Origin of the sequence: Sphingomonas sp. Leaf230 (genome assembly GCF_001421745.1) — a bacterium.
Classification (GTDB): domain Bacteria; phylum Pseudomonadota; class Alphaproteobacteria; order Sphingomonadales; family Sphingomonadaceae; genus Sphingomonas.
In genome coordinates this window covers 153,963-178,015 of sequence record NZ_LMKW01000012.1, presented here as the reverse complement: position 1 = coordinate 178,015, position 24,053 = coordinate 153,963, and the positions used below count along the sequence as shown (strand labels likewise).

At 66.1% G+C, this 24,053-nt stretch carries 18 protein-coding genes and 1 pseudogene; 12 read left to right on the top strand and 7 right to left on the bottom strand.

Going from position 1 to position 24,053, the window contains the following annotated elements:
* Positions 1–7 precede the first annotated feature (7 nt).
* Positions 8–2,448 (bottom strand): annotated as a pseudogene (hrpB, locus tag ASE82_RS16715) (ATP-dependent helicase HrpB).
* A 501-nt stretch (positions 2,449–2,949) separates the two neighbouring features.
* Between hrpB and ASE82_RS16710 the strand changes: the two are divergent.
* The 3 genes from ASE82_RS16710 (at position 2,950) to ASE82_RS16700 (ending at position 7,450) form a co-directional block, all read left to right on the top strand.
* Complete coding sequence (locus tag ASE82_RS16710; RefSeq protein ID WP_056066103.1) at positions 2,950–5,469, top strand: penicillin-binding protein 1A; 2,520 nt, start codon at positions 2,950–2,952, stop codon at positions 5,467–5,469.
* Between the two features lie 134 nt (positions 5,470–5,603).
* Positions 5,604–6,731 (top strand): peptide chain release factor 2, encoded by a 1,128-nt coding sequence (prfB, locus tag ASE82_RS16705; RefSeq protein WP_056065876.1) that lies wholly within the window; start codon positions 5,604–5,606, stop codon positions 6,729–6,731.
* Positions 6,732–6,754: 23 nt separating this feature from the next.
* Positions 6,755–7,450, top strand: coding sequence for a class I SAM-dependent methyltransferase (locus ASE82_RS16700; RefSeq protein ID WP_056065874.1), 696 nt, complete (start codon positions 6,755–6,757; stop codon positions 7,448–7,450).
* 361 nt (positions 7,451–7,811) lie between these two features.
* Here ASE82_RS16700 and ASE82_RS16695 read toward each other — a convergent pair whose 3' ends face one another.
* On the bottom strand, positions 7,812–8,204 hold the full coding sequence (locus ASE82_RS16695) for a JAB domain-containing protein (protein ID WP_056065872.1): 393 nt from the start codon (positions 8,202–8,204) through the stop codon (positions 7,812–7,814).
* Positions 8,205–8,289: 85 nt separating this feature from the next.
* On the opposite strand from ASE82_RS16695, the gene ASE82_RS16690 reads away from it, so the two are divergent.
* The 7 genes from ASE82_RS16690 to ASE82_RS16660 all read left to right on the top strand — a co-directional run bounded on the left by ASE82_RS16690 (position 8,290) and on the right by ASE82_RS16660 (position 15,432).
* Entirely contained in the window at positions 8,290–9,084 is a 795-nt protein-coding gene (locus ASE82_RS16690; protein WP_056065869.1) for a thymidylate synthase, read from the top strand.
* 79 nt (positions 9,085–9,163) lie between these two features.
* On the top strand, positions 9,164–9,682 hold the full coding sequence (locus ASE82_RS16685; RefSeq protein WP_056065868.1) for a hemerythrin domain-containing protein: 519 nt from the start codon (positions 9,164–9,166) through the stop codon (positions 9,680–9,682).
* Between the two features lie 189 nt (positions 9,683–9,871).
* Positions 9,872–10,336: a dihydrofolate reductase gene (locus ASE82_RS16680; protein WP_056065865.1), complete on the top strand. Its 465-nt coding sequence runs from the start codon at positions 9,872–9,874 to the stop codon at positions 10,334–10,336.
* Between the two features lie 125 nt (positions 10,337–10,461).
* Entirely contained in the window at positions 10,462–11,385 is a 924-nt protein-coding gene (locus tag ASE82_RS16675) for a bifunctional riboflavin kinase/FAD synthetase (protein ID WP_056066101.1), read from the top strand.
* 166 nt (positions 11,386–11,551) lie between these two features.
* Complete coding sequence (ileS, locus tag ASE82_RS16670; RefSeq protein WP_056065862.1) at positions 11,552–14,530, top strand: isoleucine--tRNA ligase; 2,979 nt, start codon at positions 11,552–11,554, stop codon at positions 14,528–14,530.
* Positions 14,523–15,026 (top strand): signal peptidase II, encoded by a 504-nt coding sequence (gene lspA, locus ASE82_RS16665; RefSeq protein WP_056065859.1) that lies wholly within the window; start codon positions 14,523–14,525, stop codon positions 15,024–15,026. Before ileS ends, lspA begins: the two co-directional genes overlap by 8 nt.
* The gene (locus ASE82_RS16660) at positions 15,019–15,432 is read left to right on the top strand and encodes a DUF3035 domain-containing protein (protein ID WP_056065856.1); all 414 of its coding nucleotides are present in this window, start codon (positions 15,019–15,021) and stop codon (positions 15,430–15,432) included. The genes lspA and ASE82_RS16660 overlap by 8 nt, the downstream gene beginning before the upstream one ends.
* 334 nt (positions 15,433–15,766) lie before the next feature.
* On the opposite strand, the gene ASE82_RS16655 is transcribed toward ASE82_RS16660, so the two are convergent.
* The 5 genes from ASE82_RS16655 to ASE82_RS16635 all read right to left on the bottom strand — a co-directional run bounded on the left by ASE82_RS16655 (position 15,767) and on the right by ASE82_RS16635 (position 21,118).
* Positions 15,767–16,627 (bottom strand): TorF family putative porin, encoded by an 861-nt coding sequence (locus ASE82_RS16655; protein ID WP_056065854.1) that lies wholly within the window; start codon positions 16,625–16,627, stop codon positions 15,767–15,769.
* Between the two features lie 220 nt (positions 16,628–16,847).
* Positions 16,848–17,468, bottom strand: a complete 621-nt coding sequence (gene bluB, locus ASE82_RS16650) for a 5,6-dimethylbenzimidazole synthase (RefSeq protein WP_056065851.1) — start codon at positions 17,466–17,468, stop codon at positions 16,848–16,850.
* Positions 17,469–17,513: 45 nt separating this feature from the next.
* Positions 17,514–18,710: a cystathionine beta-lyase gene (gene metC / locus ASE82_RS16645; RefSeq protein WP_056065848.1), complete on the bottom strand. Its 1,197-nt coding sequence runs from the start codon at positions 18,708–18,710 to the stop codon at positions 17,514–17,516.
* Complete coding sequence (locus ASE82_RS16640) at positions 18,707–19,537, bottom strand: sulfurtransferase (RefSeq protein ID WP_056065844.1); 831 nt, start codon at positions 19,535–19,537, stop codon at positions 18,707–18,709. Before ASE82_RS16640 ends, metC begins: the two co-directional genes overlap by 4 nt.
* Positions 19,538–19,561: 24 nt before the next feature.
* Positions 19,562–21,118 carry a cryptochrome/photolyase family protein gene (locus ASE82_RS16635; protein ID WP_056065841.1) on the bottom strand — a complete coding sequence of 519 codons (1,557 nt, stop codon included), beginning with the start codon at positions 21,116–21,118 and terminating at the stop codon, positions 19,562–19,564.
* A 20-nt stretch (positions 21,119–21,138) separates the two neighbouring features.
* Here ASE82_RS16635 and queF point away from each other — a divergent pair, with 20 nt between their 5' ends.
* Together queF and ASE82_RS16625 are read left to right on the top strand one after the other, a co-directional pair.
* Positions 21,139–21,597 (top strand): preQ(1) synthase, encoded by a 459-nt coding sequence (gene queF / locus ASE82_RS16630; protein ID WP_056065838.1) that lies wholly within the window; start codon positions 21,139–21,141, stop codon positions 21,595–21,597.
* A 146-nt stretch (positions 21,598–21,743) separates the two neighbouring features.
* Positions 21,744–24,014, top strand: a complete 2,271-nt coding sequence (locus tag ASE82_RS16625) for a glycosyltransferase family 4 protein (RefSeq protein ID WP_056065836.1) — start codon at positions 21,744–21,746, stop codon at positions 24,012–24,014.
* Positions 24,015–24,053: the final 39 nt, after the last annotated feature.

Sequence of the window (24,053 nt, the reverse complement as noted above, 5' to 3'; positions counted from 1 at the left end):
TGCCCCCTTATCGCGAACCGGCGGCCCTTGCATCCGCCTTTTTCGTGCGCAGCGTCGCGGACGCCGCGGCGGGGTCGTCGGGCCAGGGATGCTTGGGGTAGCGGCCGCGCATTTCCTTCGCCACCGCGGTCCAGCTGCCTGCCCAGAAACCGGGCAGGTCGCGCGTCGTCTGGATCGGACGGCCGGCGGGCGATGTGAGGCTCAGCACCAGCGGTACGCGGGCCTCGCCGATCACCGGGTGGACCGCGAGACCGAACAGCGCCTGCACGCGCAGTTCGACCCGGGGGCCGCCTTCGGCTGCGTAGTCGATCGCGTGCGTGCTGCCCGCGGGGCTGGTAAAATCGGGCGGGGCCAGCCGATTGATCGTCTGCATCGCGTCCCAGCCGAGCAGGTTGCGCAGCGCTTCGGCAAGCGCGCCGGGGGCTATCGTGTCGAGTCGGCGCTTGCCGGTCAGGAGCGGTGCGAGCCATTCGTCGGCGCGGTCGAGCACGGTTTCGTCGTCGAGCGGGACGCCGGCATAGGCGGCGCGGTCACGCAGGGCTTGCGCACCGTCGCTCCACGTGAGCAGCGCGAGGCCGTGCTCGCGGACGCCCTCCACCAGTGCGGCGAGGATGGCGTCGGGGTCGGCGCCGCTGTCACGGCCGCTCGACAGGCGGATCGCGCCGAGACGGCGTTCGCGGAGCGCCTGGATGCCGCCGGTCATGGGGTCGAACGTGACGGTGTGGCGGGAGTCGATGCGGTCGGCAAAGAGGGCTTCGACGGTGGTTTGGTCGATCGCTACGGCGGAGAGAATGCGCGCGCCGGCGGCCGAACCCTGCGTGTCGGCGACAGCGAGCCATTCGGAGCGGGCGAGTGGCGAGGTCGGGTCGAGCTTGAACCCGCGGCCGCCGACCGAGGCCCAGGTTTCGCCGGACGCATTGCGGCGGCGTGCGACCCGGTCGGGGAAACCCAGCGCGACGCAAACCTCTGCCCCCCTCCCGCMWGCGGGAGGGGAGCAAGTTTCGCCCATCTATCCGCCATCGCTCTTGCCGCCTGCGCCTTTGAACCGCGTTCGGTTTTCCAGCGGCGGAGGCGGGTTTCCAGATCGACGTCCTGTCCGCCGATGCCGCGTTCGCCTAGCAGCACCGCGATTTGCGCCGCTACATTTGCCAACCCGCGCTCCCCCGCTCGCAGCAGCATGTGCGCCAGTCTTGGCGGCATCGGCAGCTTCGCGATCGCGCGGCCGTGCGACGTCGGACGACCGTCTTCGATCGCTTCCAACGTCGTCAGCCGCGCCATCGCCTCGTCGATAGCCGCGGCGGGGGGCGGGTCGATCCATCGGAGGTCGCGCGGATCGCCGACGCCCCATAATGCGCACGCCAGCACCAGCGCGGACAGGTCCGCCTCCAGGATTTCCGGCGGATCGTAGCGTGGGAGCCCTGCGGTTGCCGCTTCCTCCCACAAGCGATACGCGATGCCCGGCCCGATGCGCGCGGCACGGCCGGCGCGCTGAGTGACCGCGGCCTGGCTCGCGCGCTCGGTGACCAGGCGCGTCATGCCGGCGGCGCGGTCGTAGCGGGGGCGTCTCGCCAGCCCTGAGTCGACGACGATACGGATGCCGTCGAGCGTCAGGCTGGTCTCAGCGATGCTGGTGGCGAGCACGACTTTCCGCCGGCCGTCCGGTTCGGGGAGAATCGCGGCGCGCTGCGCTGCGGGGTCGAGGCTACCGTGGAGTTCGTGCAGGACAATGCCGTCGGGGAGGTTGGCGAGGCGATCGGCGGTCCGTTCGATCTCCGCAACGCCGGGGAGGAAGGCGAGCACGCCGCCCTCCGCTTCGCCGAGTGCGCGGCGAATGGCGGCGGCGACCGAGTCCTCGATACGCAGTTCCGCCTGCCGCCCGATGTGGCGGAGCGTCAGCGGGTAGCTTCGGCCTTCGCTCTCGATGACGGGAGCCCCGTCCATCAATGCCGCGAACCTTGCGCCGTCGAGCGTCGCGGACATCGCGACGATACGAAGGTCGGGGCGGAAGCCGGCTTGCACGTCGAGCGCCAGCGCGAGACCGAAATCGCCATCCAGACTGCGTTCGTGGACTTCGTCGAACAGGACCGCGGACACGCCGGCGAGTTCGGGATCGGCCTGGATGCGGGCGACGAAGATGCCCTCGGTGATGACCGTCACGCGAGTGGCGGTGGAGCGCTTGCTGTCCATGCGGGTCGCGTAGCCGAAGGTCTGCCCGACGGGCTCGCCAGCAGTCGAGGCCATGCGTTCGGCGGCGGCGCGGGCGGCCAGACGGCGGGGGGAGAGGAGAAGGATCTCGCCGGTGCACCAGGGTTCGGTGAGGAGGGCTGGCGCGACGGCGGTGGTCTTGCCAGCACCTGGGGGAGCGACGAGGACCGCGGAGGTGCGGTCGCGGAGGGTGGCGAGGAGGTCGGGGAGCACGGCTAGGATCGGGAGCGGCGGCGGGGTCATGCGCGCCTGCTGCCACAGTAGCGGGGTTGGCGACAGGTTTTGCTGGCGCGGTCCCTTGGGAAGGTGCGGGTTCAAACCGATGATCGCGCGGCGTTCGATCCTCCCCCGCCAGGGGGAGGTGGCGCCGAAGGTGACGGAGGGGGAGGGAACGGAACGGCGGTTTGTCCTTACCTCCCCCTCCGTCTGGCAAGTGCCAACCACCTCCCCCTGGCGGGGGAGGATCGAAGGGCCTTGAGAAAGTCGATGGCTACACATCATCCAACGGGACCGCCCCGGCGAAGGCCGGGGTCCAATTGGGAAACGGCGGTGAAGGCCGTTGCGCTCCGTTACCGCCACCTCTCCAATTGGGCCCCGGCCTCCGCCGGGGTGGCGCGCATATGCGGATGGATCGGGCGCCGAACGAGTTTGTCGCTGACGAACGCGTTGCGACAGCCAGCCCGCCCCTATCCCACCGAAGGCTGGCAAGCGCTCGCGAACCTGCTAGACGCTGCGCCAGTAATCATGGCGTCCGATCCCTCCCCCACCTCGACGACGGCGACAGGCCGCACTTCCGACCGGCTGCGCGGCAGGGTCGCGCGTGCGTGGGCGAGTCGGTGGACCAAGGCGGCGCTGGTGCTGGTGGTGCTCGGCTTCGTTGCGATCTTCGCGTTCTGGTTCGCGGTCATGCGCGACCTGCCCTCCGTGGACACGCTGCGGACGTACGAGCCGCCGCTGCCGACCAACGTCCGCGGGATCGATGGCGCACCGATCCATTCCTACGCGCGCGAACGCCGCGTGGAACTGAGCTATGCCGAATATCCGCCACTGCTGGTGAAGGCGTTCCTCGCCGCGGAGGACAAGTCGTTCTTCGAACATCACGGCGTCGATTATCCCGGTCTCGCCGGCGCGGTGTATGATTATGCGACCAAGCTCGGTACCGGCAAGCGCGCCAAGGGCGGCTCGACGATCACGCAGCAGGTCGCGAAGAACCTGTTGATCGGCAACGCCTATTCGCCGTCGCGGAAGCTGCGCGAAGCGGTGCTGGCGTACAAGATCGAGGATACGCTGACCAAGGAGCAGATCCTCGAACTGTACCTCAACCAGATCGCGCTCGGGCGTAACGCGTTCGGCGTCGAGGCGGCGAGCCACGCGTATTTCGACAAGGAACTCGACCAGCTCGATCTCGCGCAGATGGCGTATCTCGCGATCCTGCCGAAGGGTCCGTCGAACTACGATCCGGTGCGCAATACCGAGCGCGCGATGATCCGCCGCAACTACGTGCTCAACCGGATGCTCGACAACGGCTTCATCACGCGCGCGCAGCATGACCAGGCCAATGCCGAGCCGCTCGGCGCGGTGCTGCGGCGCACGCCCAAGTTCGAGAGCGTCGGCGGCTATTTCGTTGAGGAAGTCCGTCGCCAGCTGATGGCGAAGTTCGGCGAGAACGCGAAGGATGGCCCGTACAGCGTCTATTCGGGCGGGCTGTGGGTGCGGACGTCGTTCGACGCGAAGTTGCAGGATTTGGCGCAGCAGGCCTTGCGTGATGGACTGGTGCGGTTCGACAGCGGGCGCGGCTGGAACGGCCCGATCCGTCATGTCGAGATCGAGGACGACAACTGGCTCCAGCCGTTGCTCAACAGCAATATCGCGCTCGATTACCGCGATTGGGTCGCGGCGATCGTGACGGGCAAGGACGGCAACGCCTGGAGCCTCGGCTTCCGCACCGGCAAGACCGGCACGCTGCCGCGCTATGCGGCGCAGATGCCGGTGCGCGGCAAGGGCGGCAACGCGTTCGGCGCGATCAAGACGGGCGACATCATTGCGGTGGCGCCGGACGGCGGCGAATTCTCGCTGCGGGCGATCCCCAAGGTTTCGGGCGCGTTCGTCGTAGAGGAACCCGCGTCGGGCCGCGTGCTGGCGATGCAGGGCGGTTTCGACGACCGCTTGCAGGCGTTCAACCGCGCGACTCAGGCGATGCGCCAGCCGGGGTCGACGATCAAGCCGATCGTCTATTCCGCCGCGCTCGACAACGGCATGACGCCTGCGTCGATCATCGTCGACGGGCCGTTCTGCGTCTATCAGGGCGCACGGCTCGGGCAGAAATGCTTCCGCAACTTCGGCAATTCGCGCGGGTCCGGCCCGCATACGATGCGTTGGGGCATCGAGCAGTCGCGCAACCTGATGACCGTGCGCGCCGCCGCGCAGACCGGCATGCCGAAGGTCGTTACGACGATCAAGAAGATGGGCGTCGGCGATTATGCGCCGTATCTCTCCTATGCACTCGGCGCCGGCGAGACGACCGTCGGACGGATGGTCAACGCGTATTCGATCCTCGCGAACAACGGCAAAGGCGGCCCGCCGTCGCTGATCGACTTCGTCCAGGATCGTCACGGCAAGGTGATCTGGCCCGAGAATTGGCGGCCCTGCGATCGCTGCAACGCGCCCGACTGGGACGGCAAGCCGATGCCGCGGCCGATCACGCGCCAGCGCCAGGTGCTCGACGCGATGACCGCCTACCAGATGGTCCACATCACCGAAGGCGTCGTCCAGCGCGGTACCGCGGTGACGTTGCGCGATCTCGACCGGCCGATGTTCGGCAAGACCGGCACGAACAACGGCCCGACCGACGTGTGGTTCGTCGGGGGCACGCCGCAGTTCGTCGGCGGGCTGTATATCGGTTTCGACACGCCGAAGAACCTTGGCGGTGCGGCGCAGGGCGGTACGCTCGCCGCGCCGATTTTCAAGCAGTTCGCGGTCAAGGCGTATGAGGATTTGCCCAAGCTGCCGTTCCGTGCCCCCACCGGGATCCGCATGGTCCGGATCGATCGCGGTAGCGGCCGGCCGGTCTATGGCACGTGGCCCGACACCAGCGATCCGAAACCCGCGGTGATCTGGGAAGCGTTCAAGCCCGAGAGCGAACCGAGGCGTGCCGCACGACGCTCGGATGTCGCCCCCACGGCTGCCACGACGACGACCGCGGTAAAGAAGGCCGAAGCCCCGCGCGACAGCGATTTCTTGCAAAGACAAGGCGGAATCTACTAGCGCGCATATATAGACGTCATCCCGGCGCCCGCCGGAGACCCGCCCCGCTCGCTTGGGACGGCGATCCCGGCCTCCGCTGGGAAGACGGAATTTCCCCGGCCTTCGCCGGGGCGGCGGAATTTTTGGAGAATATCATGCGCGCCGAAGCGCAGGCTCACGTAGACACCATCAACGACGCGCTGGCGCTGCTGCGCCGCTTCCTCGACTGGGACCGCGCGCTGCGTCGTCTCGACGAGCTGAACGCGCGCGTCGAGGATCAGGCGCTCTGGTCCGATCCCAAGGCTGCGCAGGAAGTGATGCGCGAGCGTCGTCGTCTCGACGAGGCGATCAGCGCGACCCGCGCCATCCAGAGCGAACTGTCGGACACGTCTGAGCTGATCGAGATGGCCGAGGCCGAGGGCGACACCGAGATGGAGGCGGACGGCGTTGCGTCGCTCGCCGAACTCGCCGCGCGTGCAGACAAGGACAAGATCAAGGCGCTGCTGGCGGGCGAGGCCGATGCCAACGACACCTATATCGAGGTCAACGCGGGCGCCGGCGGGACCGAGAGCCAGGACTGGGCGGGCATGCTTAGCCGGATGTATTCGCGCTGGGGCGAGCGCCACGGGCTGAAGGTCGAGCTGGTCGACCAGCATTCGGGCGAGCAAGCCGGGATCAAGTCCGCCACGCTGCTGCTCAAGGGCGAGAACGCGTACGGCTATGCGAAGACCGAGAGCGGCGTGCACCGGCTCGTCCGGATCAGCCCGTACGACTCGGCAGCGCGGCGTCACACGTCGTTCGCCAGCGTCTGGGTGTATCCGGTCGTCGACGACAATATCGAGGTCGAATATAACGAGAGCGACCTGCGCATCGACACGTACCGCGCGTCGGGCGCCGGCGGCCAGCACATCAACACGACCGACTCGGCGGTGCGCATCACGCACATTCCGACCGGTATCGTCGTGCAGTGCCAGAACCAGCGCTCGCAGCACAAGAACAAGGCCGAGGCGTACAATCAGCTCCGCGCGCGTTTGTACGAGCGCGAATTGGCGATCCGCGAGACTGCCGCCAACGCCGAGAATGCGGGCAAGACCGACATCGGCTGGGGTCACCAGATCCGCAGCTACGTGCTCCAGCCGTACCAGATGGTGAAGGATTTGCGCACCGGCGTGGTCTCGACCAGCCCGTCGGACGTGCTCGATGGCGATCTCGAGATGTTCATGGCGGCGGCGCTGTCGCAGCGCGTGACCGGCGAGGCCGTCGAGGTGGAGGACGTCGATTGAGCTTGCGGGGTGTCCTTGCCCTGATGGTCCTGCCGATGCTTGCGCTATGCGCGTGTGACGGCAGCAAGCCACTGATCAAGCGCGAGCCCAAGGAGCCGGTGTTCCCCGCCGCCGACCGTCCGGTCGCGTCGATCGTCTCGACGCGCTGGTCGAACGAGGAAGCGCGCGACCGGCTCAACGAGGCGGGCGAGGTGATGAACAAGGGCGAGATCCGCAAGGGCATGACGGTCGCGGACATCGGCGCGGGCGAAGGCTATTATACGATCCGTCTCGCGGCGCGCGTCGGCAAGGACGGGCGTGTGCTCGCGGAGGACATCATCCCGGCAGTGCGCGACCAGCTGGCGGAACGCGTCGCGCGCGAGGATCTGGCGAACGTCAGCGTGAAGCTGGGCGAGGCGAACGATCCGAAGCTGCCCGAGGCGAGCTTCGACCGGGTGCTGATGGTGCACATGTATCACGAGATCGAGCAGCCCTACGAGTTCCTGTGGCGGCTGCGGCCGTCGCTGAAGCCGGACGGGCTGGTGGTGGTGGTCGACGCGAACCGCCCGACGCAGAACCACGGCACGCCGCCGGCGCTGCTGAAGTGCGAGTTCGCGGCGGTCGGGTATACGCAGGTGGATACCGACGACATGCCCTCGGCCGGGGGGTACATCGCGACGTTCCGCGCCAGTGGGCCGCGGCCGGCGCCGGAAGCGATCCGGGCGTGTCGGCTCGGGTGAAGTTGGGTTCCGAGTTGTAACCGATCCAGATGCACCACCCCGGCGAAGGCCGGGGCCCAATTGGAAAGGTCGCAGTAACTGCGAACTGTGCGTAGTTGGCAACGCCCCCCAATTGGGCCCCGGCCTTCGCCGGGGTGGTGTGTTTGGGGAAGGCGCTTCCCACACCACGCCATTCCCGCAGAGTTGTGGACCTGTCGCCCGCAGTCCGACGACAGCCCACGCGTCCTTGTTCTCCCGCGAAGGCGGGAGCCCAGGCTGGGTCCCCGCCTTCGCGGGGAAACAAGCTTTTCTGTCGTCATCTGGGAGACGGCCCCATCTCGCTGATGCTAGCTACAGGTTCGGTAAGAATCGATGCGACAAGTCAGACGATCCCCATCGCTCGCAAACTCATCACCTCGTCCCCCGCAATTACCAGGTGATCGAGCAACACCACCTCCAACGTCCGCAACCCCGCCGCAAGCGCGCGCGTGAACGCCACGTCCCGCTCGCTCGGCGTCGCATTCCCGCTCGGATGGTTATGCGCCATCACGACGCCTACCGCCCCGAACGCCAGCGCATCCACCGCGATCGTCCGGATCGAGATCGTCACCTGATCCCGCCCCCCGACGACATGCCGCATCCCGAGAAGCCTCCGATCCGGATCAAGATACGCGACCGCTACCGTCTCGACCGTGGCATCACGCAAGCTGGCGAACAGCGCCCGCGCCGCATTAAGGTTGGCAATACGGGGGAAAGACTCGGACGGTGGCGGCACATACCCGCCTGCCCCGCAGCACCGGCGACCGCACGCGCAACTACATCCGCTTGAGCCCGCCCGCGCACCCGACTACGCAAACCCGATGCGCCAATATCTAGACCTCATGGACCGCGTGCTCTCGACCGGCGTCGAGACGATGGACCGCACCGGCACCGGCACGCTCAGCGTGTTCGGCGCGCAGATGCGGTTCGATCTCGCGCAGGGCTTCCCCGTGCTCACCACCAAGAAGCTCCACCTCCGCTCGATCATCGTTGAGCTCCTCTGGTTCCTCCGCGGCGATACCAACGTCCGCTGGTTGCAGGAGCGCAAAGTCGCGATCTGGGATGAATGGGCGGACGAAGCGGGCGATCTCGGCCCGGTCTATGGCAAGCAGTGGCGCGACTGGGTCGCCGCGGACGGTCGCCATATCGACCAGATCGCCGAACTCATAACGCAGATCAAAACCAACCCCGCCTCGCGCCGCCAGATCGTCAGCGCATGGAATCCGGGCGACCTCCACGCGATGGCGCTCGCCCCGTGCCACTGCCTGTTCCAGACGCATGTCGCCAACGGCAAGCTGTCGCTGCAACTCTACCAGCGCTCGGGCGACATCTTCCTCGGCGTGCCGTTCAACATCGCCAGCTATGCACTGCTAACGCACATCCTCGCGCAGCAATGCGGGCTCGAGGTCGGCGAGTTCATCTGGACGGGCGGCGATTGCCATCTCTATTCGAACCATCTGGAGCAGGCGCAACTGCAACTGACGCGCTCACCGGGGCCTCTCCCCCGCCTCGAGATTCTCCGGAAGCCGGACTCGATCGACGCCTACGAGTATGAGGATTTCGTCCTCCACGATTACGTCGCGCAGGCGCACATCAAGGCCCCCGTCGCAGTCTGAACAGATAGCGACCCCGCGACAGCGCCGCGCGACCGAATCGCAATAGGAACCGCCCGTGCGTTGTGCGGTTCAGATGCGCATGGATATCACACAGCTCATTCTCGACGAACACGCGCAGCAGCGCGCACTGTTCGCTCAGATCGATTCGATCGACGCCAAGGACACCGAGGCGCTGTCGGCGCTCTGGACCCGCCTCAAGAACCTGCTCGACGCGCATGCCGAGGCGGAGGAGCGCTTCTTCTACCCGCGGCTGATGAAAATCGGCACCGGCGGCAACGACGCCGACTCGGCCGCCGAGGAGACCGAGGACGCGATCGAGGATCACAACGACATCCGCGACACCGGCGAAGCGGTCGACAAGCACCCGGTCGGCTCGGACGCATGGTTCGAAGCGGTCGGCGAGTGCAACAAGGCGAACAGCGATCATCTGGCGGAGGAAGAACGCCAGGGCCTGACCGACTTCCGCAAGCATGCGACGCTCGAAGAGCGGCATGAGCTTGGCGTGCGGTTCGCGGCGTTCGAGGCCAACCACCTGAACGGGGTGAAGGTCGTCGAGAAGGATCCCGAGGCGTATGTGAAGGAACACTCGCCGGGCTAACTGCACTGGTTACCTACCACCCCGGCGAAGGCCGGGGCCCAATTGGAAAGGTCGGAGTAACAGGGCGCGGCGCCCATCAGCAGCGTTTCCCAATTGGGCCCCGGCCTTCGCCGGGGTGGAGTTATCGGCGGGTATGCTCGCTGTAATAGTAGAGTAGCCCCTCGCCTCTCATTCCGGCATGACCGCAGCATGATCACCTTCTACCTCGCCCGCGCCACCAACGGCGTCATCGGCCGCGACGGGCAACTCCCGTGGCGCATCCCCGCGGACCTGAAGCGGTTCAAGGCGCTGACGATGGGGAAGCCGATGGTGATGGGGCGCAAGACGTTCGAGAGCTTCCCGAGCCCCCTCCCCGGCCGCCGACATATCGTTCTCACCCGCGGCGACTGGACGGCTCCAGGCGCCGAGGTCGCGCATTCGGTCGAGGAAGCGCTGGCGATGGCGGGCGATGACGTCGCGGTCATCGGTGGCGCACAGATTTATGCGCAGTTGCTCCCCCATGCGGACCGGATCGAACTGACCGAAGTCCACGACGAACCCGAAGGCGACGCCGTCGTCCCCGCGTTTGAAGGCTGGCGCGAGGTCGTTCGCGAGGACCACCCAGGGGAAAAGCAACGGCCCGCTTATAGCTTCGTCACCCTCACCCGCCCTTGAGTTGTTCTCCCGCGAAGGCGGGAGCCTAGGCTGGACTCCCGCCTTCGCGGGAGAACAGGGAGTTGCGGGAGACGACCGCACGGAAGGACTATCGCCTTTCGCGGCGGCTGGTTACTGAACCGCGCATGCAGCGGCTCGACGGCGGCGCGCCCATTCCTTCGCATCTTGTGAACGGGATCGTCGCGCTGGGCAATTTCGATGGATTCCACCTCGGTCACCAGGCGGTGGTCGCACGTGCGATCGCCTGGGCCAAAGCCAGGGGGCACCCCGCGCTGGTGGCGACGTTCGATCCGCACCCGGTCCGCCATTTCCGCCCCGACACCGCGCCGTTCCGCCTGACTACGCTCGACCAGCGTGAGCGCCTGTTCGCCGACGCTGGCGCCGACGCGATGGTGGTGTTCCATTTCGACGGCGATCTTGCCGCGCTGACCGCCGAGGAATTCATCGCCCAGCGGCTCGAGGACAATCTCCGCGTCGGCGGCGTCGTCACGGGCGAGGACTTCACCTTTGGCAAGGGCAAGGCCGGCACCGTCCACACGCTCGCCTCGCGCGGCCCGGTCCACGGGTTCCGCGCGGAAACCGTCGGTGCGGTCGCGCTGAACGGCGAGACCGTCTCGTCCACGCGCATCCGCGACGCCTTGCGCAGCGGCGACATGGCGACCGCGACGCGGCTGCTCACGCGGCCATTCGCGATCGAAGGCGTGGTGCAGCACGGCGACAAGCTGGGTCGCACGATCGGTTATCCGACCGCCAATCTCGACATGGGGAATTACCTCCGCCCCGCCTACGGGATCTATGCGGTGACCGGACGGCTGGAGGACGGCCGCTTGCTGAAGGGCGCGGCGAACCTCGGCATCCGCCCGAGTTTCGATCCGCCGAAGGAATTACTGGAACCGTATTTCTTCGACTTCTCGGAGGATCTGTACGGCCATCGGGTCGAGGTCTCGCTGGTCGAATATCTCCGGCCGGAAGCGAAGTTCGACAGTCTCGAAGCCCTGACGACCCAGATGGATGCCGACTGCGAACGCGCGCGGGCAATCCTCGGTTGACTTCCCCCCTCCCTGAAAGGGAGGGGTCGGGGGTGGGTCGGCCGCTTGGCGAACGTGACGGCAATTCCGAACCAACCCACCCCCAGCCCCTCCCTTCCAGGGAGGGGAGCAAGAGCGGGACAGGGATGGCAACGTGAGCCGCTACCGGCTACAGCCCGGCCCACTTATGACCGATACTCCTGCGCCCGCCCGCGATTACCGCGACACCGTCTTCCTGCCGAAGACCGACTTCCCGATGAAGGCGGGCCTCGCCGCGAAGGAACCGGCGATCCTCGAGCGCTGGGCCAAGCTCGGCATCTACGACCGGTTGCGCGAACAGCGGCTCGGGCGCGAGCGGTTCATCCTGCATGACGGCCCGCCGTATGCGAACGGCGACATCCACATGGGCCACGCGATGAACAAGGTCCTGAAGGACATCATTGTCCGCTCGCAGTCGCTGATGGGCAAGGACGCGCCGTACGTCCCCGGCTGGGACTGCCACGGCCTGCCGATCGAGTGGAAGGTCGAGGAAGCGTATCGCGCGAAGAAGCTGAACAAGGACGACGTCCCCGTCGACCAGTTCCGCGCCGAATGCCGCGCCTATGCCGAGAAATGGGTCGACGTCCAGAAGGCCGAGTTCGAACGGCTCGGCGTGATGGGTGACTGGGCCGCTCCGTACCTGACGATGAAATATGAGGCGGAAGCCACCATTGTTGGTGAGCTGCTGAAGTTCGCCGAGAGCGGGCAGCTGTACCGCGGCGCCAAGCCGGTGATGTGGTCGCCGGTCGAGAAGACCGCACTCGCCGAGGCCGAGGTCGAGTATGAGGACATCGTCTCGACGCAGATCGACGTCGCGTTCGAGATCGACTCTGCGCCGAACGCGCCGGAACTGGTCGGCGCGCATGCGGTGATCTGGACGACCACGCCGTGGACGATCCCGGTGAACCAGGCGCTGAGCTATGGGCCTGAGATCATCTACCTTGTCGTTGAGCCGATGTATGATGCTGAAAGGGGTAGTCGACCTCGCCAGCTACTGATCGCTGATGTTTTGTTGGAGAGCGTTCGCGCGCGCCTTGGCTTTTCAAGCGAGCACGTAAAACGAACCTGCAAAGGCTCCGACCTCGCCGACGCCACCGCGCGTCACCCGATGCACGCGCTCGGCGGGTTCTTCGCGAAGCCGCGGCCGTTCCTCCCTGGCGAGTTCGTCACGACCGACGCGGGCACCGGGCTCGTCCACATGGCGCCGGATCACGGCGAGGACGATTTCGAACTCTGCAAGCAATACGGCATCGACCCGGTCTTCGCGATCGACGGCGCGGGAATGTACCGTGCCGACTGGGCATGGCTCGGCGGCCAGGGCAGCGTCATCAACAAGAAGTTCGTGAGTGCGGATGGCCCAATCTGCACCGACCTGCGCGAGGCCGGCGCGCTGCTGGCCGCGAGCGACGACTTCAAGCACAGCTACCCGCATTCGTGGCGTTCGAAGGCCAAGGTGATCTTCCGCGCGACCCCGCAATGGTTCATCCCGATGGACCGGAGCGACACAGAATCCCCCTCCCGCCTGCGGGAGGGGTTAGGGGAGGGCAGCGCCGCAAATGCTGCGCTCGACGCCTCCCCTCCCCCAACCCCTCCCGCAAGCGGGAGGGGAGTAGAGAGTGGCAACGGCGCCACTCTCCGCGAAATCGCACTAGATGCGATCGCAGCGACCACTTGGATCCCCGCGCGCGCGGAAAACCGGATCACGTCGATGGTGCAGGGCCGCCCCGACTGGGTCATCTCGCGCCAGCGCGCCTGGGGCGTGCCAATCGCGCTGTTCGTCGACCGCGCCACCGGCCAGTACCTCAACGACCCCGCCGTCAACGCCCGCATCGTCGAAGCCTTCCGCCAGAACGGCGCGGACGCGTGGTATGCGGACGGCCACCAGGCGCTGCTCGGCCCCGACTACGACATCGCCGACTATGAGGTGGTGAAGGACATCCTAGACGTCTGGTTCGACTCCGGCTGCACGCACGTCTTCACGGTCGAAGCACGCTACGGCGAAGGCACGCGCGCGAACCTGTATCTCGAAGGTTCGGACCAGCATCGCGGCTGGTTCCAGTCGTCGCTGCTCGAAAGCTGCGGCACGCGCGGTCGCGCACCGTATGACGCGGTCCTCACGCACGGCTTCGCGCTCGACGGCCAGGGCCGGAAGATGTCGAAGTCGCTCGGCAACGTCGTCGATCCGCTCAAGATCATCGGCGAGTCCGGCGCGGACATCCTCCGCATGTGGGTCGCCTCGACCGACTATTTCGACGACGTGAAGATCGGCAAGGAAGTGCTCGCCACCGCCTCCGACGCGTATCGAAAGCTGCGCAACACGTTCCGCTACATGCTCGGCGCACTCGAAGACTTCGACGAGTCGGAGCGCGTCGCCGTGTCCGACATGCCCGAGCTGGAACGCTACGTGCTCCACCGCCTCGGCATGATCGACACCGAACTGCGCCAGGCGGCCGAAGCGTACGAGTTCAACCGCTACACGCGCCTGCTGACCGACTTCGCGAACGAGGACCTGTCCGCGTTCTTCTTCGATATCCGCAAGGACTCGCTCTATTGCGACGCGCCGAGCGACATCAAGCGCCGGTCATACCGCACCGTCCTCGACGTGCTGTTCCACGCGCTCGTCCGCTATGCCGCGCCGGTGCTGTGCTTCACCGCCGAGGAAGTCTGGCAGTCGCGCTTCCCGAGTGAGGACAGCTCGGTGCATTACCTCGAGTGGCCTTCGCTTCCCGAAGCACATGATCCTGCAATTGGTGCCCGGTGGACGAACCTGAGGTCCGTGCGAAAAACGGTCACGGAGCAGATCGAACCATATCGACGGTCAAAAGCTATTCGATCGTCGCTGGAGGCTAATATCAACTTGAGCTTCTGGGGTGATGACGCCGGTTGGGCCGACCTAGAAAAAACCGACAATAGCGAACTGGCCGAGCTCTTTATTTCCAGCGAGGTATCGAAAGAGCGCCGATCTGCCGGGACACTGGACGATACCATTTCAACCTATCCCGGCTTGCACGTTGAAGTTACCAAGACCTCATTCCACAAATGCGGCCGCTGCTGGCGTCACCTTCCCGAGGTGAGCGTCGATGGCGAGCTCTGCAACCGGTGCGACGAGGTGGTGGCACATGCGTAACCTGCCCAAGGCCGGGTTCGGGGCGGCGATCGCGCTTTTCCTCGCCGACCAGCTCAGCAAATGGGCGGTGACCAAGCCGCTCGGGATCGACTCGCTCGGCGACTCGCAGACGATCACCTCGTTCTTCGACCTGCGCTTCGTGCCCAACATCGGCATCTCGCTCGGGCTGCTCCCCGCCGACGGTCACCTGACCCGCTGGGCGCTGGTGCTGCTGACCGGCGCGATCGCGGTCGGGGTCGCGGTGTGGATGACGCGCGAGAAGAACCCCGCCGACCAGGTCGCGCTCGGCTTCGTGCTGGGCGGCGCGATCGGCAATATCCTCGACCGGATCCGGCTCGGCTACGTCGTCGATTTCTGCGACCTGCATATCGGCGAGTGGCGTCCGTTTTTGGTCTTCAATGTCGCCGATGCAGCGATTACTGTCGGCGTGCTCGTCCTGCTTGTTCGGGCGCTCCTCGTGCGCGAGAAGCCCCCTGTGGAGAATTCCCATGCGTAAGTTCGTACCCCTGGCCGCCGGCCTCACCTGCGTCGCGCTGCTCAGTGGTTGCGGGGCAGGCCGTAGCCTCGATCGCGCACGCCCGGACGAGTTCGCCGTTGCGCGCCAGGCGCCGCTCGTGATCCCGCCCGACTTCGCGCTGGTCCCGCCGCAGCCCGGTGCCGCCCGCCCGCAGGATACCGCGGCCAATGCCCAGACGCTCGACGCGCTGTTCGGCGGGGCCGCAGCACGCAGCCCGGCGGAATCTGGCGTCGTCGCCGATGCCGGCGCCGACAACGACGATCCCGGCATTCGCTCGAGCGCAGGCGATCCCGGCACGACGGTCGTCGACAAGGGTTCGACGACGCGCGACATCGTCGCGGCGCCGGAGGGTGACGGCCAGGACGCGAAGACCACCGCGAACTGATCTTGTCCTAGCGGCTGACGAAAGAAGGGCGGCTCCTCGCGGGGCCGCCCTTTTTCTCGTCTGACGGTTCGTTCCGCCGCCACCCCTGTCATCCTCACGAAAGTCAGGATCCAGAGCCATGAGCGCGACGCGTGCGGCTCTGGATCCTGGGTCGAGCCCAGGATGACGGGTAGGGTGGGGCGATCAAAAAGTTGAAGGCCCTGATGCAAACTCAGAGCGCCCTTCCTTGTTCTCCCGCGAAGGCAGGAGCCCAATCTGGGTCCCCGCCTTCGCGGGGAAACAAGCTTTCAGGTTGAGGGGCGCGGAAAGCTCGCCGCGCCCTCTCCTCAGTCGTTCAAAACGCGGCGGTCAGCGACACCAACACCTTGCCGCCGGCGATCGAACCGGTGCCATCCTGGCCCCGGCTGAAGCTTGGCTGCAGATACGCCGACTCGCGCTTCGAGATGTCGGTGTCGACATACGCCACGCCCAGCGTCAGCGGGGTCGTCGGGATCACGTAGTCCGCACCGAACAGCCAGTCCCAATATTCACCGGTCGGCGACACGCTGGTCGCGAACGGCCCGAGACCCTTGTTGCCGTTCGAATGGCCGACATGCGCCTTCACGGTCAGTCCCGTGTTGGGGATCCCGCTGCTGATATCACCCCAGAGATAGAGATTGTCGTCCTTCGCATTGACGCGGTCGTAAACGCCGGCCGCCGCCGATGCACCGTTGGTATACCACGGTCCCAACGCCTGTTGCTTAGGTGCGTAGGCTACGCCGGCGAGCAGCGCGACAGGACCGACGGTACCCGACAGCTTGGCATAGGGCTCGATGAAGTCGGTGTTGTCGAAGCCGCCCGGATACATGTACCAGGTCGCGCCGACATCGATCGCGCCGCCGCCGCCGATCGGCGTCTTGTAGCCGGCGATCAGGTCGAGCTCCATGTTGGAACCGCCGAACGTACCCCAGCCCGCGAGGTTGGAACCCCAGGTGCCGATATAGATGCCGCTCTTGTGCGCGATCGTGATGCCGCCCTGGACGGCGAGGTTCTCGTCCGACTGTGACACGCCGCGAAAGCGATAGTCGTTGGTCAGCCCGACCGAACCCGAGACGGTGACCTCCTTGGGGGGCGCCGTGGCCGCATCCTGTGCGAATGCTGGCGTAGCGACGGCAGCCAAAGCAATGCCGCCGAGAAGAAGTGTGGTGAAGCGCATCGTTTCCCTTTCGATACCGGAAGTCGATGTCCGCCCTGCATCCGTGGACGCCGCATCTTTCGGGGCCGAACCCCAGTGCGGTCTTTCCAACGGTGACACTGCGATGACAGCCCATGGTGCGCCGCACAAGCGAATCTTGCGTACAATCGGGCTTTGACAGCACGCATGTTGCGCAACCGCCACACTCATTTCAAAGACAGCCGTCGCGTCCAATGTGCGTTCAGCGTTCTAGGACGTTGATCGACCGTCGGTCTTCCCAACCTTCGCGCTCGAGTTCGGGGATGACCGCATCGGTCTCGGGATAACCAATGCAAATATATGCGACGAGGTGCCAGGCTTCGGGCACGTCGAGGATCGCACGGATGCGCGAGGGGTCGAGGATCGAGACCCAGCCGAGGCCGATCCCCTGTGCGCGAGCGGCGAGCCAGAGCGTGTGGACCGCGATGACGGCGGAATACGCGACGGCTTCGGGCATGGTCCGGCGTCCAAGTCCGTGACCCTGCTCCGGATCGGGTTCGACGAACACCGCGACATGGCACGGCGCCCGTTCGAGACCGGCTAACTTCAGCCGCGCGTAGGTGGCTGCCCTCGTCCCCTCCTGCGTCGTCGACGCCGCCGCGTTGCACGCCTCGAAGTCCGCGCGGACCGCGGCGCGGCGTGCAGGGTCGTCGACTGTGACGAACCGCCAAGGCTGGCTCAGCCCGACCGACGGCGAGGCGTTGGCGACCTCCAGCAACCGGTCGAGCAACCCGGCCGGCAGTGGGTCGCACCGAAAATGCCGGACGTCGCGGCGCCACCGGAACAGCGTGTCCAGCTCGGCCTGAAACGCGGGGCCGAAGATGGGTGCATCAGCCTTCCGCGCGGATACGCCTCGATCGGAAATCGTCTAGATCTTTGCGGCAGAGAAGGCGGCGAGCCCGGCTTCGAGATCGGCGATCAGGTCGGCGGGGTCTTCGAGACCGATCTGGAGGCGGACCATCGGACCTGCGGCGTCGCGCTTTGTGACGCTGCGGTAGCGGTGCGGGTCGGCGGGGATGGCGAGGCTTTCGAAACCGCCCCAGCTATAGCCTATGCCGAACAACTGGAGTGTATCGATCAGGGCGGCGCGCGATGCCTCGTCGCCGCCGTTGAGGACGAACGAGAAGAGGCCGCTGGAACCCTTGAAGTCGCGGACGAACAGGTCGTGGCCGGGGCAGTCGGGGAGTGCGGGATGGAGGACCTGCGCGACTTCGGGGCGGCTTTGGAGCCACCTCGCGATGGTCAGCGCGCTCGACTGATGCTGCGCGAGGCGGATCGCCATCGTGCGCAGGCCGCGGCTGCCGAGCCAGCAATCGTCGGGGCTGGCAACCTGGCCAAGCTGGAAACTCGTCTCGCGCAGTTTCTTGAAATGACCGGGCGCCGCGGTGACCGAGCCGAGCATGACGTCGGAATGGCCGACGACGTATTTCGTGCCGGCGAGGATCGTCAGGTCGACGCCGCGCTCGATCGCGGGGAAGAACAGCGGGGTGGCCCAGGTGTTGTCGAGCAACGTCGTCACGCCGCGCGCCTTGGCGGCGGCGACGATTGCGGGAACGTCCTGCACCTCGAAGCTCAACGAGCCAGGGCTTTCCATGAAGATCGCCCGCGTGTTCTCGCCGATCAGGTCGGCGATTCCCGCGCCGATCATCGGATCGTAATAGCGCGTGGTGATGCCGAACCGCTTGAGCAGGCCGCCCGCCATCCCGCGCGTCGGGTCGTAGGCACTGTCGACCAGCAGCAGTTCGTCGCCGGGTGACAGCACCGACAACAACGCCGCCGCGATCGCCGCGACGCCCGAGCAATAGAGGAACGTCCCCTCCGCGCCGGGCTCGAGCGAGGTCAGCGCGTCGGCGAGGCTCCACTGCGTCGGCGTGCCCTTGCGCCCGTAGAACAGCCGGTGATGCGTATCGCGCGTGGCGCTCTCGCGGAGGTGGCCTACCGAATCGTACAGGATCGTCGAGGCGCGCCAGACCGGCGGGCTGACGATACCTTGAGTCCATTCCGGTCGACGGCCCGCGAGGACAACCTTGGTCGCGTCGCCGACCGGCTTGTTCGTGTCGCTCATGCTGTGCCTGTCGCCTTGGGTGTCTCGGGATCGCCGCCCCATTCGGACCAGCTGCCATCGTACAGCGCCGCGTCGTTGCCGAGCAGATGCGCGCCGAACGCGAGCACCGACGCGGTGATGCCCGAGCCGCAGGTCATAACGATCGGCTTCGTCAGGTCGATGCCCGCCTTGTTGAACTCGGCCTTCAACGCGTCGCCGGTCTTCCACGTGCCGTCCGCGTTGAACACCGCGCCTTGCGGCAGATTCTTCGAACCAGGAATATGCCCCGGCGCGGTGCCCGGCCGGGGGTCTTCCTCCGTGCCGGTGAAGCGCGTCGCGGACCGCGCGTCGAGCACCTGCTCCGCGCCGCTTTCGACGTTCGCCTTCATCTGGTCGAGATCGCGCACGCCCTTCAGGTCCGCCCAGGTCGTGAAGTGACGATGCCGCGGCGTCTCTTTCCCCGTCGCGATCTCACGCCCTTTGGCCTGCCATTTGGCCAGCCCCCCATCAAGGATCGCAACGTTGTGCGCACCGAACAGCCGCAGCAACCACCACGCGCGCGCGGACGTGTGCCAGGGCGAGCTGTCGTACAGCACGATCCGACTGCCATCGCCGAGCCCCAGCGTCTGCATCCGGCTCGCGAACTTCTCCGCCGACGGCAGCGTGTTGGGCAGGTCGCTGTCGGTATCGCGCAACTCGCTGAGGTTCATGAACACCGCGCCGGGGATATGCGCCGCCTCATATTCCGCCGCCGCATCGCGACCCTCGGCGTAAGTCGCATCGACGATCCGAAGATCGCTCGCGCCCAGTTCGTTCGCCAGCCATTCGGTGCTTACCAACGCGTCCATATGCCGCTCCTTGTGCTCGACCGGTCAGTAGCCAGCCGGGCCGCTCGCGTCGAGGGAGGCGAGGAACCCCGCCGCCTGCGCACGCGTCGCCTCGCGGTCCGCCTCGGACTGTTTCGCCCAGTTGCGATACGGCATCGCCAGCCGGTTGTTGCGCCCGAGCTTGTCCTCGTGCCGCGCGAGGAAATCCCAATAGAGCGCGTTGAACGGACACGCATCGGGGCCGATCCGCTGCTTCACGTTATACCGGCACGTCCCGCAATAATCGGACATCCGGTCGATATACGCGCCCGACGAGATATACGGCTTCGACCCGAGCAGGCCGCCATCGCCGAACTGGCTCATCCCCAGCGTATTGGGCAGCTCGACCCATTCATACGCGTCGACATACACCTCCAGATACCAGAGGTGCACCTTGGCCGGGTCCGCGCCGATCAGCAGCGCGAAATTGCCCGTCACCATCAGCCGCTGGATATGGTGCGCGTGCGCGGTCTCCAGCGTCTGGCCGATCGCCTCGCGCAGGCAGTGCATGTCGGTCTCGCCGGTCCAGTACCAGCCGGGCAGCTCGCGGTGGTGGTCGAGGAAGTTGCGCTCGACATAGTCCGGCCCCTCGCGCCAGTAGATCCCGCGCATATACTCCCGCCAGCCGATGATCTGGCGAATATAGCCCTCGACCGCGTTCAAGGGAGCACGTCCAGCGCGATATTCCGCCTCCGCGCGACGGCACAGGTCTAGCGGATCGAGCAGCCCCGAATTGATGTACGGCGACAGGATCGAGTGCCACAGATGCCGCTCGCCCGTCAGCATCGCATCCTCATAGTCGCCGAATTGCGCCAGCGCGTGCTTGAAGAAGTTCGCCGCCTGCCGCTCCGCATCGACGGCAGTCACGGCGTACTCGAACCCGTCGAGGCTCCCCGGATGATCCGCGAACCGCTCCGCCACCAGCGTCAGCACACCTTGCGTGATCGCGTCCGCCGCGAACACCAGCGGGCGCGGCATCAGCAGGTCGTTCTTGGCGGGTTTACGATTCTCCTTGTCGAAGTTCCAGCGATCGCCCTCCGGCTTGCCGGCGGTCATCAACAGCCCGGTGCGCGTCCGCATCTGGCGATAGAACCACTCCATCGTCAGCGACTTGCGTTCCGCCGCCCAGGTCTCGAAATCGGCATGGCTGGCGAGGAAGCGGTCGTCGCTGCGGATCTCGACGGGGATGCCGAACAGCGTCTCCCAGCTGTCGAGCATCGCCATCACGCGCCACTCGCCGCCCTCGGTCACGACGATCCGCTTGGGGTCATGCCGCTCGACCGCGCGCGCGATTTCGCCGGTGAAGCTGCCCGCATTGTTTGGGTCGTCGAGCTGCGTGTATTCGACCGTCCACCCCGCATCGCGCAGCGCCTCGGCATGATGCCGCATCGCCGACAGGATATACGCGATCTTGCGCTTGTGGTGACGGACATAGGTCGTCTCCTCGTCGACCTCCATCATCAGCACGATCGTGGTTTCAGGATCACAGTCCCGCAGCGAGGCGAGGTCGATCGTGAGCTGGTCGCCGAGGATCGGTACGAGTGTGGTTTTCTTGCGCGTCATCGCATCCTACATGGCGGCACATGACCGCTCTCCAGAACCCATTGCATCTCGGCCAGAACAGCGCCCTCCCCGCCTCTCCAGAAGAGGCCGTGCTCGATTATGTTCCGAACCCGCGCCCGGGCCGGACGTATCTAGTGCGGTTCGCGGCGCCCGAGTTCACGTCGCTGTGCCCCGTCACCGGCCAGCCTGACTTCGCGCACCTCGTGATCGACTATGTCCCCGGCGATACGATCGTCGAGTCAAAGTCGCTGAAACTCTTCCTGAGCAGCTTCCGCAACCATGCCGGGTTCCACGAAGATTGCACCGTGGGCATCGGCGAGCGCCTGTTCGACGAGATGAAGCCGGTGTGGCTGCGCATCGGTGGCTATTGGTATCCGCGCGGCGGAATCCCTATCGACGTGTTCTGGCAATCGAGTGCACCGCCGCACAATCTGTGGCTGCCGGACCAGGGAGTCGCCTCCTATCGCGGTCGCGGATGACGCACGCGTAAAACCGGTTTGATCTAGGTTGTTAGTATTCCCGTGCTGCACTGCAGTATGTGATGAAACTTTATGCTACCTGAACCGTTCAAGTGGATGCGCGACCGGGTTCTCCCAGAAGTGCGCGCTCAAACGAGGGACAGGGTATGGTGAAACCGGCGGACGGTGGGAATATCGCGCGACTGGCGCTGATCGGTAATTTCCTGCCGAGACAGTGTGGCATCGCCACCTTCACGACCGACGTTTTCACGGCCATGCGCGCACGCTTCCCCGAGATTGCCGTCGACGTTTACGCGATGGACGATTATCCCGGCAAATACGACTATCCGGCCGAAGTCACGGGGACGATCCCCGAGCCCGATCTGTCGGCGTATATCGACACCGCACGCAAGATCGAAGCCAGCGGCGCGCAGGCGATCTGGCTCCAGCACGAATACGGCATCTTCGGTGGCCCGGCAGGCGAGCACATCCTCGCACTGCTCGATCGTACCACGCTGCCGGTCATCGTCACGCTGCACACGATCCTCGAAAAACCCAACGCCGACGAGCGTCGCGTGCTCGAAGGACTGTTGCGTCGTGCCGCCCGCGTGATCGTCATGGCCGAGCGCGGCCGCGACATCCTCCAGCGCGTCTACGGTGCCAATTCGCGCCAGATCGTCATGATCCCGCACGGCGTGCCCGATCGCGACCTGCTCGATCCCGCGACGTTGAAGGACAAGTTTGGCTGGGAAGGGCGGAAAGTCATGCTGACGTTCGGCCTGCTCGCCCCCAACAAGGGGATCGAGACGGTCATCAACGCGCTGCCCGCGGTGATCGCGAAGCATCCCGACCTGCTGTACGTCGTGCTTGGCGCGACCCACCCGAACCTCGTCGCGTACGAGGGCGAGAAGTACCGCGACAAGCTGAAGGCGCTCGCCGCCGAGAAGGGCGTTGCCGACAACGTGTCGTTCGTCGATGCCTTCCTCGAGCATGGCGAACTGCTCGATTATCTACAGGCGGCGGACGTCTATGTGACGCCCTACACGAACCCTGCGCAGATCACGTCGGGCACGCTCAGCTACGCGATCGGTGTCGGCAAGCCTGTCATCTCGACGCCGTACGTGCACGCGACCGAGATCCTCGCGGATGGCCACGGCGTGCTCGTCCCATTCGGTGACGTCGACGCGTTCGCGCGCGAGATCGACGCGCTGATGTCGAACGACCGCGATCGCAACCGTCTCGCCGAGCGTGCTTATGCGCGCGGCCGCACGATGATCTGGCCGAAGCTCGCCGAGGCGATGATGACGGAGATCCGCGCGATCGTGGCGGCGCGCCCTTTTCGCTTAGCCAAGGTGCCAGCCCCGCTGAAGCAGCTGACGCCTGATTTTGCCGCGGTCGAGCGGATGAGCGATTCGACCGGAATGCTCCAGCATTCGATCTATTCGATCCCCGATCGTCGCCACGGCTACTGCATCGACGATAACTGCCGCGCGCTGATGCTGATGAGCGCGATGCCGGGTCTCGACGACGTGACGCGCGACAAGTGGATGACGATCTACGCGTCGTTCGTGCAGTACGCTTGGAACCCGGACACGCGCCGCTTCCGCAACTTCATGAACTTCGATCGCACCTGGTGCGAGGATTCGGGCTCGGAAGATTCGAACGGCCGCACGCTCTGGTCGCTGGGCGTCACCGCACGCGATGCGCAGGCCGCCAAGCACCGCGACTGGGCGACGGCGATGTTCGACTCCACCGCGTCGATGGCGTTGGAACTCGGCAGCCTTCGTGCGCAGGCGTTCGCGATGCTCGGTGCCGCGGCAATGCTGGAGGCCAAGCCCGGTCACCAGCTATCGCTGTCGATCCTTGAAGCCTTCCCCAAGGTCCATCTCGACCTGCTCGCCAAGGCGCGCCGTCCGGAATGGCAGTGGTTCGAGATCGTGCTCGCCTATGACAACACGCGTCTTCCGCAGGCGCTGATCCGCGCAGGCCAGGCGCTGGGGCGTCAGGACCTGATCGACTGTGGCCTCGCCACGCTCGACTGGATCGTCGCCAAGCAGACCTCGCCGGAGGGTCGCTTTCGCGCGGTCGGCTCGGAGAGCTTTAACCGCCCGTATGCGGAGCCGTTGCAGTTCGACCAGCAGCCGCTGGAGGCGCAGGCCACCGTCGACGCGTGCGCCGCGGCGTACGACGCGACCGGCGACGTGCGCTGGCGTGACGAGGCGTTGCGCGCGTACGGCTGGTTCCTCGGCGTCAATGACCTCGACTTGCCGCTGGCGAGCGTTGCAGACGGCGGTTGCTATGACGGCCTGATGCCCAACGGGCTCAACCGAAACCAGGGTGCCGAGTCGATTTTGGCGCTCCAACTCGCAAGTTGTGCGATTTCAGGGGTATCAAAGGCAGCGCAAAGCGTGGCAGGAGCGGCGCGCGTCGTCGCCTAGCCACGCTAGAGACAGCCTGACAGGCGACGGTGCGCTGAG

Bases quoted from the DNA above. Each gene is read 5' to 3' on its own strand.
- ASE82_RS16710 (WP_056066103.1), top strand. From the start codon at position 2,950: ATGGCGTCCGATCCCTCCCCCACCTCGACGACGGCGACAGGCCGCACT.
- prfB (WP_056065876.1), top strand. From the start codon at position 5,604: ATGCGCGCCGAAGCGCAGGCTCACGTAGACACCATCAACGACGCGCTG.
- ASE82_RS16700 (WP_056065874.1), top strand. From the start codon at position 6,755: ATGGTCCTGCCGATGCTTGCGCTATGCGCGTGTGACGGCAGCAAGCCA.
- ASE82_RS16690 (WP_056065869.1), top strand. From the start codon at position 8,290: ATGCGCCAATATCTAGACCTCATGGACCGCGTGCTCTCGACCGGCGTC.
- ASE82_RS16685 (WP_056065868.1), top strand. From the start codon at position 9,164: ATGGATATCACACAGCTCATTCTCGACGAACACGCGCAGCAGCGCGCA.
- ASE82_RS16680 (WP_056065865.1), top strand. From the start codon at position 9,872: ATGATCACCTTCTACCTCGCCCGCGCCACCAACGGCGTCATCGGCCGC.
- ASE82_RS16675 (WP_056066101.1), top strand. From the start codon at position 10,462: ATGCAGCGGCTCGACGGCGGCGCGCCCATTCCTTCGCATCTTGTGAAC.
- ileS (WP_056065862.1), top strand. From the start codon at position 11,552: ATGACCGATACTCCTGCGCCCGCCCGCGATTACCGCGACACCGTCTTC.
- lspA (WP_056065859.1), top strand. From the start codon at position 14,523: ATGCGTAACCTGCCCAAGGCCGGGTTCGGGGCGGCGATCGCGCTTTTC.
- ASE82_RS16660 (WP_056065856.1), top strand. From the start codon at position 15,019: ATGCGTAAGTTCGTACCCCTGGCCGCCGGCCTCACCTGCGTCGCGCTG.
- ASE82_RS16655 (WP_056065854.1), bottom strand. From the start codon at position 16,627: ATGCGCTTCACCACACTTCTTCTCGGCGGCATTGCTTTGGCTGCCGTC.
- metC (WP_056065848.1), bottom strand. From the start codon at position 18,710: ATGAGCGACACGAACAAGCCGGTCGGCGACGCGACCAAGGTTGTCCTC.
- ASE82_RS16640 (WP_056065844.1), bottom strand. From the start codon at position 19,537: ATGGACGCGTTGGTAAGCACCGAATGGCTGGCGAACGAACTGGGCGCG.
- ASE82_RS16635 (WP_056065841.1), bottom strand. From the start codon at position 21,118: ATGACGCGCAAGAAAACCACACTCGTACCGATCCTCGGCGACCAGCTC.
- queF (WP_056065838.1), top strand. From the start codon at position 21,139: ATGACCGCTCTCCAGAACCCATTGCATCTCGGCCAGAACAGCGCCCTC.
- ASE82_RS16625 (WP_056065836.1), top strand. From the start codon at position 21,744: ATGGTGAAACCGGCGGACGGTGGGAATATCGCGCGACTGGCGCTGATC.